Here is a 12,737-nt window from a genome sequence, read left to right on the forward strand (position 1 = left end):
CCAATTTCCGTATTGTGGACGCACCAAGAAGCACCCTGGACCTTTGGTCGGAGGTCTCCTGGTACCCTGTGACCAAAGGAGGCCATGGGTGCTGCGAAAGGAGGCTTATGCGAAAGCTGCTCGCCCTTCTACTCCTGGGCCTGTCGGTGGCGCTCGCCCAGGGCCGTACCCTGGTCATCGCCCAGGGCACCGACCCCACCACCCTCGATGCCCCCCTGGCCACCGACTCGCCCTCGGCCACGGTGGTCAACCACGTGGTGGAGACCCTTTTCGAGTACACCCCCGACGGCAAGATTCAACCCCTCCTGGTCGAGCGCTACAGCTTTAGCCCGGACCGCAGGGTGCTCACCCTTTTCCTGCGCAAGGGCATCAAATTCCACGACGGCACCGACTTCAACGCCGAGGCGGTGAAGTTCAACCTGGAACGCCTCATCTCACCGGAGCTGGCCTCGGCCTTCGCCTTTTTGCTCCGGGGGCGGGTCTCGGCTTTTGAGGTGGTGGACAGCCACACCCTGCGGCTGCGCATGCCCGAGCCCTTCGCCCCGGTACTGGCCCACCTGACCCACAGCTCCACCGGCATCCAAAGCCCCGCGGCCATCCGTCGGCTGGGCGCAGGGTACCGCGACAACCCCGTGGGCACCGGCCCCTACAAGTTCGACCGCTGGCAGAAGGGGCAGTTCGTGGAGCTGGTGCGCAACGACGAGTACTGGGGGAAGAAGCCGGCCATCGAGCGGCTACGCTTCCTGGCAGTGCCCGAGGCCGCCACCCGTATGGCCCTGGTCGAGACCGGGCAGGCCCACGTGGCGGTGCGGGTACCCCCGCAGGACGTCCAGCGCTTGAACGCCCGGCCCGAGATCGAGGTGGTGACCACCCCCAGCGTGCGCACCATCTTCTTCTACTTCAACCACACCAAGAAGCCCTTCGATGACATCCGGGTGCGCCGGGCTATCAACCACGCCATCAACAAGGAAGAAATCGTGCGGTTCGTGCTCGGCGGGTTTGGCCGCCCCTCGGACGCCCCCATCAGCCCGGGCATCTTTGGCTACACCAGGGTGGGCACCTACGAGTACAACCCCGAGCTGGCCCGCCAGCTCCTGGCCCAGGCGGGGTATACCGCCCAAAACCCCCTGCGCATCACCATCCACAGCCCCAACGGCCGCTATTTGCAGGACATCCGGGTAACAGAGGCGGTGCAAAGCCAGCTCCGCGCGGTAGGGGTGCAGGCCCAGATCCAGACCCTCGAGTGGGGCGCCTACCTGGCCGCCACCAACCAGCCCCGCGAGCGCAACGAGATCCAGATGGCCATGCTGGGCTGGGGCACCGTGACCGGCGATGCCGACTACGGTCTCTACGGCCTCTTCCACAGCTCGCAGCAGGCCCCCAACGGCTTCAACCGCGGCTTCTACACCAACCCCAGGCTGGACCGCATCCTGGACCAGGCCCGGGTCGCCACCAACCCCCAGGCCCGCCAGCAGCTCTACCGCACCGCCATGCAGATCATCTACAACGACGTGCCCTGGGTCTTCCTGCACTCCGAGCAGCAGGTCACGGCCATCCGCCGTGAGGTGCAGGGCTTCGTGGTGCACCCCACCGAGCGCCTTATTGCCAGCGGGGCCAGCTTCCGCACCTCGGCTGAGCGCTAGACCTCAGGACCCACCCCGCCACTTTCGTGGCGGGGTTCAGCAGCGGGGTGGACCCCCGGCCTTGTTAGAGGCTTCATGAGCACATACATCGTCCGCCGACTTCTGGCCGTGCTGCCCACCCTGCTCGGGGTCCTTCTGGCCGTGTTCCTGATGGTGCGGCTGGCCCCCGGCGACCCAGCCCAGCTTCTGGCCGGGGAGTTCGCCACGCCTGAGGCCCTGGCCGAGATCCGCCAGCGCTTCGGCCTGGACCAACCCTGGCACGTGCAGCTCGGGCTGTACCTGGCCAAGGTGGTCCAGGGCGACCTGGGCGAGTCGGTACGCACGCGCAAGCCTGTTGCCTACGAGCTTTCCACCTACTTTCCCAACACCCTACAGCTAACCCTGGGGGCCATGACGGTGGCCCTCTTGGTGGGCATTCCCGCCGGCATCCTTGCGGCCATAAGACCCGGCACCGTCTTCGACCTCGTAGCCATGCTGGGGGCCCTCGTCGGGGTCTCCATGCCGGTCTTCTGGTTTGGGCTGATGGCCATCCTGATTTTCGCCGTCCAGCTCGGCTGGTTTCCGGTGGCCGGCACGGGCAGCCTTTGGCATCTGGTGCTACCAGCCGTCACCCTGAGCACCGGCACCACCGCCATCCTGGCCCGCATGACCCGCAGCGCCATGCTCGAGGTGCTCTCGCAGGACTACATCCGCACCGCCCGGGCCAAGGGGCTCGCCGGGCGGGTGGTAATCTTCAAGCACGCCCTGCGCAACGCCCTAATCCCGGTGGTCACCGTCGCCGGGCTGCAGTTCGGCACCCTCCTGGAAGGGGCGGTAATCACCGAGACGGTCTTCGCCTGGCCCGGCATCGGGCAGCTCCTGGTGGGCTCCATCCTGGCCCGCGACTACCCCGTGGTCCAGGGCGCGGTGCTTTTGATTGCGGTGGCCTTCATCCTCATCAACCTGGTGGTCGACCTGCTGTATGGGGCCATCGATCCCCGGATCCGCTATGACTGAGCCTCCCAAACGCACCACCCCTCGCTGGCGGCGGCGCCTGCTGCGAAGCCCCCTGGCCCTAGCAGGGCTTACCTTTATAGGGCTTTTTGTGCTGGTGGCGGCCTTCGCCCCCTTCATCGCCCCGTATAGCCCGGTGGAGCAGAACCTGCGCGGCACCTACGTGCCCCCCATGCGGGTGGAGTTTCGGGGGCCCAACGGGGAGCCAGGCCTTTGGGTGCGGGAGGTAAGCCGCACCCCCCTGGGGGAGCTCGAGGTGGGCAGCGAGCTCTACCCCCTGCGCTTTCTGGTGAGGGGTGAGCCCTGGGAGTGGTGGGGCGGCCTCCTCAAAAGCGACCTCCACCTCTTCGGGGTCGACGGCCCCATTAAGTTCTACCTGCTGGGGGCCGACGAGCAGGGGCGGGACATCCTGAGCCGGCTCTGCTACGGGGCCTGGATCTCGCTTTCCATCGGGCTGATTGCGGTGGCCATAGGTCTGCTGGTGGGGGTGCCGGTGGGGCTTTTCTCGGGCTACTACGGCGGCACCTTCGACCTCCTGGCGCAGCGGGTGGTAGAGGTGATGCTGTCGTTTCCCGGCATCCTTCTGGCTATTGTGCTCGTCGCCACGCTGGGCACCGGCCTCACCAACGTGATGATTGCGGTAGGCATCGCGGCCATCCCGGTCTACGCCCGGCTGGTGCGGGGCTCGGTGCTGGCTTTGCGCGACCGGGAGTTTGTGGAGGCCAGCCGGGCCCTGGGCAGCCGCGACCTGCGCATCCTCTTCCGCCACATCCTGCCCAACGCCCTCTCCCCCATCATCGTGCAGTCCAGCCTGCAGATGGCGGTGGCCATCCTGTTCGCTGCCGGACTGGGCTTCCTAGGGCTGGGGGCCAGACCCCCCGAGCCCGAGTGGGGCCTGATGCTGGCCCGGGGCCGGGAGTACCTGGCCACCGCCCCCCACGTGGCCACCTTTCCGGGGCTGGCCATCATGTTCGTGGCCCTGGGTTTCAACCTGCTGGGCGATGCTTTGCGGGATGCCCTTGACCCCCGCAGTTGAGCAAAGCTTTATCCGGGCCCCAGGCCGGCCCGGCTGGGGCTAAGATGGGTACATGAACGCGCGTTGGGGCCTCCTACCCCTGAGCCTCCTCATCCTGACGGGCTGCCTCCCCCAGCCAGGCGAGCGGACCTACAGGGTGAGCGAGGTCCAGCTCCTGTTCAGCGAGAACACCGAGCGGTGGGTCTACTTTTACGGCGAGCCCCAGGCCGTCCTCCTGGAAGGGCGCAGCCTGAGCCTGACCCCAGGCACCCACCCAAGCCCCCTCAGCGTGCCCGAGGCCCTGCTGGTGGGAGGCGAGCCGCTTTACCGCGAGATTGGCCCGGCCCTGCCCCGTACAGCCCGGCTCAACCGGGGCTTTCCCGGCGGGCAGCTCCTCCTGCGGGCCGAGCGCCGGGTGCAAAACGCCTGGCTTTTTGAGGGGGGCTGGCTGCGGCTGGCGGGGCCCTTCTCCGAAAACAGCCTCCAGAGCGTGGTTGCCCGGGCCGGCCGCCCCCAGTTTGAAAACCTGAGCCCAGCCGAGACCGAGGCCGTGCTGGCCGAGGTGCTGAACCGTCGGGGTGGGCGCCCGGTGGTGCTCTACGAGGTGGAAGCCCCCCTGCCCCCTCTCCGCCTTCAGCCTACACCCACCCAGGCCCGCACCACCGCCCTGGCGGTGCAGTATGGCCTCGAGAGCGAGCTCGTGCTTATGCCCCCTACCCCCCCCAGCCCCCGGGTAATGCTCCAGGGCAGCCTGGCCGCCTACGCCGAGCCCGGCCCTGCCGCCTACCTGGCCGCCAGCCCGGGCCAGATGCTCTCGCTTTGGCGGCTGGCCACCGGCAACCAGCTACCCCCGCCCCCCGTCCCCCCGGTGGACTTCAACCAGCACCGGGTGGCGGGGTTCTTCTGGGGCCAGAAGCCCACCGGGGGTTACAGCCTGCAGTACGTGGGCAGCCAGGCGGTGGGCAACACCCTGCGCATCACCCTGCGGCTTAGCAGCCCGGCCCCGGGGGCCATGGTGACCCAGGCCCTGACCAGCCCCTTCGTGCTCCTCGAGGTGCCCGGCCGCTTTACCCGGGTGGAGTTCCTGAGCACCGACGGGCAGGTGCTGGCCAGCGCGGGCAACTGAACCCTAGGTGGAGGCCCGTTCCCTGCGGCCCCGGAAGACCAGCCGGAAGGGGATCTCCCGCAGGCCCAGGTCCTCTCCGATGCGGTTGCGCAGGTACCCCTCGAAGGCCCGGGTCACGAACTCGGGGTAGTTGCAGAAGAAGACGAAGGTGGGCGGGGCCACCTCGGGCTGGGTGAGGAAGAAAAGCTTGAGGGGCTTGCCGCGAAAGTTGGGCAGCTGGGTGCCCAAGCTCCACACCGAAAGCCAGCGGTTGAGCTCGCTGGTCTCGAAACGCGTCCGGGCCAGCTCGAAAAGCCGGGCCGCCTCGGCAAGGAGCTTGTGCAGGTTTGCTTTGGTAACCGAGGAGACGTAAACCCGGGGCAGGTGCTGGATGTGGACCAGCTTAAGAGACAGCTCGGCCCGCAGGCGCTTGGCCTCCTCCCTGTCCTTGACCCGGTCCCACTTGGTGATGGCCACCACCACCGGTTTGCCGGCCTCCAGCGCCTCCTGGGCCAGCTTGAGCTCGTGGTCGCCCAGAGCCCAGGGGTCCACCACCAGCAGGACCACATCGGCCTCCCGTATAGCCTGGTGGGCGCGCAGGATGGCCTGCTCCTCCACCCCGCTCTCGGGCCGCTTGCGAATTCCGGCAGTGTCCACCAGCAAGAAGCGGGTGCCCCCGTAGTCGAAGGCCACGTCAACGGCATCGCGGGTGGTGCCGGGGATATCGGAGACAATCACCCGCTCCTCTCCTAAAATGGCGTTCAGCAAGCTCGACTTCCCGGCATTGGGGCGGCCCACGATAGCCAGCCGGATGGGCACCACCTCGGGCTCGCTCTCCTCCTGCCGCACGGGCAGGTGGGCCCAGACGCGCTCGATGAGCTCCTCAATCCCCCGGCCGTGGGCCGCGCTGGTGGGCAGGGCCTCGCCGAAGCCCAAAGCGTAGAGCTCGCCCAAGTAGGCCTCGTGCTTGGGGTCGTCCACCTTGGTGGCCACCAGGAGCACCGGTTTTCCCTGGCGGCGTAGGAAGTCGGCCACCTCGAGGTCGGCCGGGGCAAGGTCGGCCCGCCCATCCACCACGAAGAGCACCAGGTCGGCCTCCTGAATGGCCTTTTCAACCTTCTGCCGGATTTTTTCCTCCCACCCATCCCCCGACCAAAGCCCGCCGGTGTCCACCAGCTTGAAACGGCCCTGCTCGCTTTCCACCACGCCCTCCTTGAGGTCGCGGGTAACGCCCGGGACGTTGGCCACCACGGAGAACTGGCTCCCTGCCCAAAGGGCCCGGGTGGGCTGGCGAAGGCCCAGCAGCCGGTTGAAAAGGCTCGACTTGCCCACGTTGGGGCGGCCTACGATTACCACGCGATGCATACCCCTTACCCGCTGCCGTGCCATTTGAACGGCAAAACAGCATTCCTGATGTTACCATGCACCCTTGTGGGGGTGTGCCTGATCGTGGGCGTGGGGCGGGGCCTGGGGCTCAGCCTGGCCCGGCGTTTCGGCCAGGGAGGGTACGCCCTGGCGCTGGTGGCCCGCCGGGCGGAGAGGCTGGAAAGTTATGCCGGGGCTTTGGAGCTGGACGGCTACACCGCTCGAGCCTACGCGGCCGATGCCGCCTCTGCTGGCGAACTCACCCGGGCCGTGCGCCAGGCGGAAAGGCAGCTAGGCCCGGTGGAGGTGCTCATCTACAACGCCGCGGCCTCGAGGGAGGGAAGCTTGGCTGAGCTGGCACCAGAAGCGCTCGAAGCCACCCTGCGGGTCAACCTGCTCGGGGCCCTCACCGCAGCCCAGCTCGTCCTCCCGGGCATGCGCGCCCGCCAGCGCGGCACCCTGCTCTTCACCGGCGAGGGCCTGGCCCTCAACCCCGAGCCCCACCAGGGGGCCCGGGCCATCGGCAAAGCGGCGCTGCGGACCATGGTGGGGGTGCTGAGCAAGGAGCTCTACCGGGAGGGCATCCACGTAGCCACCGTGACCATCGCCCCCCATGCCCCCATCGACCCCGACCGAATTGCCGAGCAGTTCTGGGCGCTGCACAGCCAGCCACCCGGTCGCTGGCAAACCGAGGCAATCTACCGGGGCTAGGTTAATCTAAAACCTGTGCGGGAGCCCAATTTCCTCAAGCGACTGGTGGAGTCGGCCCCCTTCAACCGGGTGGTCACAGCCCTCATCCTCCTGGCCGCAGCCCTGGTGGGCCTCGAGACCTACCCCGAGCTGCTGGATCACCCTGCCCTAACCACCCTGAACCAGCTCGTGCTGGGGCTTTTCGCCCTGGAGGTCCTGCTGCGCTTTGGGGCCGAGTGGCCCCGGCCAGCCCGCTTCTTCCAAAACGGCTGGAACCTCTTCGACCTGGGAATTGTGACCCTGAGCCTGCTGCCGGACCTGGGCGGCTATGCGGTGGCGGCGCGCATGCTGCGCCTGCTGCGGGTGCTTCGGCTCATCCGCACCCTGCCCGACCTGCAGGTCATCCTGGGCGCCCTGTTGCGCAGCATCCCCTCCATTGGCTACGTGCTGGTGCTGATGCTCCTGTTGCTCTACCTCTACGCCGTGGCCGGGGTGTTCCTCTTTGGCCGCAACGACCCCTTCCACTTCGGCAACCTGCACACCGCGCTGCTCACCCTCTTCAGCATCCTGACCCTGGAGGGCTGGGTAGAGGTCTTCCGGGCGCAGTACTTCGGCTGCCAGCGCTTCACCCTGCCCGAGCCCGCCCTCTGCACCGAGCCCCAGGCCCAGCCCTTGGTGGCCACCATCTACATGCTCTCCTTTGTGCTTCTAGGCACCCTGATCTTCCTCAACCTGCTGGTGGGCATCGTGGTAAACAGCATGGACGAGATGCGCAAAACCCTGCAGAAGCAAAGCTCCACCCAAAACAACGCCATAGAGCTGCTAGAGGCGAAGTTGCGGGAAGCGCAGGCCCTGCTGGAGCGGATTAAGCAGGGTTAGACCCTATGCTGGAAAGGTGCAGAGGGTTGTCGCCAAACCAGGCAAGGAGAAAAAGGTGCGCAACTTCTACCCCGGCCTCTTCGCCGACGAGCTGGCCGAGGCGCCCCCAAACCCCGGGGTGGTGCGGGTGTGCTCGAGCCAGGGCGAGCCCCTGGGCACGGGCTACTACGACCCCCAGAGCCGGGTAGCGGTGCGGGTCTACCGCTTTGAGGAGGGTCCCCTCGACCGCGCCTTCTTTTTCGGCCGCTTCCAGCGGGCCCAAAAGCGGCGGGCCGGGCTTGGCCCCTGCCACCGGCTGGTGCACGCCGAGGCCGACGGCCTGCCCGGGCTGGTGGTGGACCGCTTCGGTGGGGTGCTGGTGGTCCAGGTGCGCAACCGGGCCATGGAGGCCCTGCGCGGGGTGTGGCTCCCCGCCCTGATCGAGGCTACCCAGCCCGGGGGCATCTACGAGCGCTCGGATGTGGAGGCCAGGCGGCTGGAGGGGCTGGAGGAGCGGGTCGGGGTGCTCTATGGGGTGGTGCCGCCGGTGCTCGAGGTGGAGGAGGACGGGCTTCTCTTCCCCATTCCCCTGGCGCTGGCCCAGAAGACCGGCTTTTACCTGGACCAGCGGGAGAACCGGCAGCGGCTGGAGGCTATGGTGCGGCCCGGGGAGCGGGTGCTGGACGTCTACAGCTATGTGGGGGGGTTCGCCCTGCGGGCCGCCCGCCAAGGGGCCTATGCCCTGGCGGTGGACAAGGACCTGGAAGCACTCGGGGTGCTGGACCGCACAGCCGCCCGCCACGGCCTGCGGGTGGACATCCACCAGGGCGAGGCCCTGACGGTGCTAAAGCGGCTACTGGCGCAGAAAACTCCTCCCTTCCACCACGTACTGCTCGACCCCCCCACCCTGGTCAAGCGGCCCGAGGAGCTGCCCCGGGCCAAGCGCCACCTGGTCGAGGTCCTGCGCCTCGCCCTGAGGCTCTTGGCACAGGAGGGGTGGCTCTGGCTCTCTAGCTGCTCTTACTACATCGGCCCCGAGGAGCTGCTCGAGGTGGCCCGCCGCGCCGCCGCCGACGAGGGCCGCCGCCTGCGGGTGCACGCCCTCACCCACAACCCCCCCGACCACCCCTGGAGCCTGCACGTACCGGAGTCACTTTACCTCAAGACCCTGATCCTCCAGGACGACCCCCTATAGACCCTAGCACACCGCATCGGTGGGCTTGGGGTTCGCCAGACCAAACCAGGGGCGCAGCCAAAGGCCCACCCCGGTGCCCAGCAGGGCCATGCCGAGCCATACCCAGCCATGCAGGCTGAAGGAGGCCACCCCACCAATGTAGGCCCCGATGTTGCAGCCGTAGGACAGGCGGGCCCCATAACCCATCAGCAGTCCACCCACCACGGCGGCCAGCACCACCCTGCCGCCCAGGCGGGGATTCTTACCGAACAGCCCCGCCAGCGAGGCGCTCAAAAAGGCCCCCAGCAAAATGCCCAGGTTGGTGAGGGTCGTGGGATGGCCCAGCGGGGTGAGCGCCAGGGGCGACTGACCGTTCCAGTAGGTCCAGAAGGCCGGCTCGGCCAGGCCCAGGGCCTCCACCGCCTGCGAACCCCAAAGCGTAAGCCCGGCCGTTACCCCCCAGGGCCGCCCGCTCACGTAAAGCACCGCCGCGTTCAAAAGGGCCAGCACCAAGGCTGCTACCCACAAGGGCCAGCTTCCCCGCAGCACCCGGGCCCACCCCACGGCCCCCTCAGGGGCCTTCAGGGGCGGGGGCTGCCGCCTGCGAATTACCCACTCGGCCAGAAGAGCCAGGCCCCCCACCAAAGCCAGGGTCAGGGCCAGCGCCCCCCCAAGGCCCAGGTGCTCAGCCAGGGAGATGGGCGGAAGGCTGCCCGTTGCACCAGGCCCCATCGCCCAAAACTCCCAGTTCCAAGCCCCTATCACCGAGCCGGCTATAAAGCTGACCAGGGCGATAAAACCCACCAGGCTGCCGCTGCCGGTGGCATATAGCGTTCCTGAGGCACAGCCTCCGGCCAGTTGCATGCCTATGCCGAACAAAAAGGCCCCTATAAGCAGCCCTGGCCCAATGGGGGCCAGGTACCCCGCCAGCGGCTGGCCCCCAAGCCCCTGGCCCAGGGCAAAGAGCAGGGCAAAAAGCGAGGCTGTGACCGCCAAAAGCAGCATGTGGGCCTGCAAAGCCCGCCCCTGCCCCACGCTCAAAAGCTGGCGGAAAGCCGAGCTGAACCCAAAGCGGGCATGAAACAGGGTGAAGCCAAGCCCCACCCCCAAAAGCAGCAACAACCCCTGAACCGGTGGTAGCTGGCTCAACCCCCAGCCCAGCCCCAGCAGCCCTAGGGCCACCAGGCCGTACTGCGGCCGAAGTCCCGCTTGCCCCGGTAAAGTGCGTACCTCTCCGCTTCTGCGCAACAAAGACATACCCTAAAGCCCTCCTGGCCACTTTCCGCCCCGCGCGAGGCGGCAGTGGAAGACAGGCTAGCATAAATGACAAACTTTGTAAACTTATGGCCTTCTCTTGACCCCCACCCCAACCCGTGATAGCTTCCCTCGCAGGACACACCGCGTGTCCTGGCTGCTTTGCCAGGTCGACAGGCCTGGACGCTTCCGCTAGGAGGCGTTGGGGGAAGACCGGTGCGAGTCCGGCGCTGTCCCGCAACGGTAACCGGCCCCGTCCGGAAGCCCGAGTACCCACCCAGCAGCCCTCCCCCCAAGCCCTCGAGGTAAGGGCAAAGGTGGTGATGCCTGTGGACCCCTAGGAAGACACCGTAAAATCTGCGGCCCGCACCCGGGCTGCTTGGCTGGCGTTTCGGCGTAGTTGGTTCTCTTTTCTTAGAGGAACGAGGAAGATGCAGGTAAGAAGCCTAGCCTTTGGTCTGCCCCGCCTGGGCCCAGAAAGGGAGTACAAGGGACTTTTAGAGGGCTACTGGTCCGGGAAGAAAAGCCGAGAAGAGCTGAAAAAGGGCCTGGAGAGCCTGGAGGCCCGCCGTCTGGAAGCCTACCGCGCCCATGTGGACCTCTACCCCGTGGGGGAGATGAGCCTCTACGACCCCCTCCTGGACCTGGCAGTGATGACGGGGATTTACCCCATAGACCCCGGGGACCCAGAGGCCTACTATGCCCTGGCCCGGGGCAGGGAGGCCCTTCCCCTCAGGAAGTGGTTTGGCACCAACTACCACTACCTTTCCCCCCGCCTCCCTGAAAGGCCCAGCTACCGGCCCCACTGGAACAAATCCCTGGAGGCCTACCGCCGCCACCCAGAGGGCCTGCCCCACCTCCTTGGGCCCTACACCCTCCTGCGCCTGGCCCAAAATCCCCCAGAGGACCCCAGGACCCACCTGGAGGCCCTGGCCCAGGCTTACGCCCACTTCCTGGCGGAGCTCCGGGAGGCGGGCGCCCCCATGGCCCTTCTGGAGGAGCCTGCCTTGGGCTTAGACGGGGCCGAGGCCCATCTGGCCCACCTGGAGGGGGCTTACCGCCGCATGTTGGAAGCCTTGCCCCTGGTCCTCCTCACCCCCTACCTTTCCCCCAGGGCGGCCCTTGGGGAAAGGCTCTACGCCCTGCCCTGGAGGGGGGTGAGCCTGGACCCAAAGGAGGTGGCCTGGGAACACCTGCCCCGCCTGGGCCCCACCCCGGTCCTGCAGGTGGTGGAGGGGCAGGGGGTATGGCGCACTCCCCTTCTGGAGCTGGCCGAGAGGATTGGGAGGGCTTTGGAAGGCGGGGCTAAAGAGGTCTGGCTTGCCCCCCGGGCTCCCCTCTACCACCTGCCCTGGGCGGTGGGCGCCCCGCCCATGGGCCTTCAGGGCCGCCTGGCCTTTGCCCTGGAGCGCCTCCACGAGCTTTCCCTCCTCTCCCGCATGCTCCGGGGGGAGGAGGCGGCTTGGGAGGAGGCCCGGGCCTGGCGCCCCCCAGGGGAGCCTCCCCGCTTCCCCAAGCCCACCCTTCCCCCAAGCCCCAGGCCGCCCAGGGAGGAGAGGGTCCGAGCCCAAAAGGACCTGGCCCTGCCCCCCTTCCCCACCACCACCATCGGCAGCTTTCCCCAGACCCAGGACCTCAGGGCCCTGAGGGCCAAACGCCGGGAGGGGAAGGTGGGCGAGGAGGCCTACCAGGAGGCCATCCGCCAGGCCATCGCCCGGACCATCCGCTTCCAGGAGGAGCTGGGCCTGGATGTGCTGGTCCACGGGGAGCCTGAGCGGAGCGACATGGTGGAGTTCTTCGCTGAGCGGCTGGAGGGCTTCTATACCCACCCCTCCGCCTGGGTCCTTTCCTACGGGAGCCGGGTCTACCGCCCTCCCATCCTGGCGGGGCCGGTGCGCCGGCGGCGGCCTTTGGTGCTGGAGGAGCTGCGGTATGCCCAAAGCCTCACCCCGAAGCCCGTGAAGGCTATCCTCACAGGGCCCATCACCCTGGTGGGCTGGAGCTACCTCCCCGAGGGCGTGAGCTTTGCTGAGACGGTCCTGAACCTGGCTGAGGCCTTAGGGGAAGAGGTGGCGGAACTGGAGCGGGCGGGTTTCCGCTTCCTGCAGATAGACGAGCCGGCCCTCCTGGAGAAGATGCCCCTCCGCACGGAGGAGCAGCCGGCCTATTTGGAATTGGTGCGGGAGGCCTTCTGGCGCACCGCCCGGGTGGGGCCCGGGGTGCAGGTGCACCTCCACCTCTGCTACTCGGACTACGCCGCCCTGAGGCCCTTCCTGGAGGCCATGGAGCCCGATGTGGTGAGCCTCGAGGCCGCCCGCCAGGACCCCCGCTTCCTGGAGGTCCTCTCTGGCCTAGGGCTGGCCTTGGGCCCAGGGGCCTTTGACGTGCACTCCCCTCTTCCCGTCTCCCCAGAGGAGATGGCGGAGCGCCTGCGGGCCTACGCCCGCTACTTCCCCCGGGGGCTTTGGGTTAACCCCGACTGCGGCCTCAAGACCCGGACCTGGCCCGAGGTGGAGGCCAACCTCAGGGCCATGGTGGAGGCCGCCCAAGCCCTGCGGTCTCGCTCGCAGAACTGAAATCCGGCCTACTCCTGCCCCGGCGCTCGTCGCTGGGGCCTCTTCCTCTTGACACAGAGAAAAC

General features: G+C 67.8%; 10 protein-coding genes and 1 riboswitch. Of the genes, 8 read left to right on the forward strand and 2 right to left on the reverse strand.

Features of this window, described 5'->3' with window-relative positions:
* Positions 1-107 precede the first annotated feature (107 nt).
* From DV704_RS08945 to DV704_RS08960, 4 genes are all read left to right on the forward strand, one after another.
* Positions 108-1,643 (forward strand): glutathione ABC transporter substrate-binding protein, encoded by a 1,536-nt coding sequence (locus DV704_RS08945; RefSeq protein ID WP_114799237.1) that lies wholly within the window; start codon positions 108-110, stop codon positions 1,641-1,643.
* 75 nt (positions 1,644-1,718) lie between these two features.
* Positions 1,719-2,639: a nickel ABC transporter permease gene (gene nikB / locus DV704_RS08950; protein ID WP_114799238.1), complete on the forward strand. Its 921-nt coding sequence runs from the start codon at positions 1,719-1,721 to the stop codon at positions 2,637-2,639.
* Positions 2,632-3,672 carry an ABC transporter permease gene (locus DV704_RS08955; protein ID WP_114799239.1) on the forward strand — a complete coding sequence of 347 codons (1,041 nt, stop codon included), beginning with the start codon at positions 2,632-2,634 and terminating at the stop codon, positions 3,670-3,672. Before nikB ends, DV704_RS08955 begins: the two co-directional genes overlap by 8 nt.
* Before the next feature lie 52 nt (positions 3,673-3,724).
* The gene (locus DV704_RS08960; RefSeq protein WP_114799240.1) at positions 3,725-4,777 is read left to right on the forward strand and encodes a protease complex subunit PrcB family protein; all 1,053 of its coding nucleotides are present in this window, start codon (positions 3,725-3,727) and stop codon (positions 4,775-4,777) included.
* Positions 4,778-4,780: 3 nt separating this feature from the next.
* Here DV704_RS08960 and der read toward each other — a convergent pair whose 3' ends face one another.
* Entirely contained in the window at positions 4,781-6,121 is a 1,341-nt protein-coding gene (gene der / locus DV704_RS08965; protein WP_114799311.1) for a ribosome biogenesis GTPase Der, read from the reverse strand.
* A gap of 66 nt (positions 6,122-6,187) precedes the next feature.
* On the opposite strand from der, the gene DV704_RS08970 reads away from it, so the two are divergent.
* Genes DV704_RS08970 through DV704_RS08980 form a run of 3 tightly spaced genes read left to right on the forward strand, consistent with a single transcriptional unit; the run spans position 6,188 to position 8,864 of the window.
* A complete protein-coding gene (locus tag DV704_RS08970; protein ID WP_233498311.1) occupies positions 6,188-6,832 on the forward strand; it encodes an SDR family NAD(P)-dependent oxidoreductase in 645 nt (214 codons plus the stop codon).
* 15 nt (positions 6,833-6,847) lie between these two features.
* Positions 6,848-7,690, forward strand: coding sequence for an ion transporter (locus tag DV704_RS08975; RefSeq protein WP_233498312.1), 843 nt, complete (start codon positions 6,848-6,850; stop codon positions 7,688-7,690).
* Between the two features lie 16 nt (positions 7,691-7,706).
* Entirely contained in the window at positions 7,707-8,864 is a 1,158-nt protein-coding gene (locus DV704_RS08980) for a class I SAM-dependent rRNA methyltransferase (RefSeq protein ID WP_114799242.1), read from the forward strand.
* Between the two features lie 3 nt (positions 8,865-8,867).
* On the opposite strand, the gene DV704_RS08985 is transcribed toward DV704_RS08980, so the two are convergent.
* Entirely contained in the window at positions 8,868-10,100 is a 1,233-nt protein-coding gene (locus tag DV704_RS08985; protein ID WP_114799243.1) for a YeeE/YedE family protein, read from the reverse strand.
* Between the two features lie 160 nt (positions 10,101-10,260).
* Positions 10,261-10,393, forward strand: a riboswitch (cobalamin riboswitch).
* A 135-nt stretch (positions 10,394-10,528) separates the two neighbouring features.
* Here DV704_RS08985 and metE point away from each other — a divergent pair.
* Positions 10,529-12,673, forward strand: coding sequence for a 5-methyltetrahydropteroyltriglutamate--homocysteine S-methyltransferase (gene metE / locus DV704_RS08990; protein ID WP_114799244.1), 2,145 nt, complete (start codon positions 10,529-10,531; stop codon positions 12,671-12,673).
* The last annotated feature ends 64 nt before the right edge of the window (positions 12,674-12,737 follow it).

The sequence above is a fragment of the Meiothermus sp. QL-1 genome (assembly GCF_003351145.1).
GTDB lineage: Bacteria > Deinococcota > Deinococci > Deinococcales > Thermaceae > Meiothermus.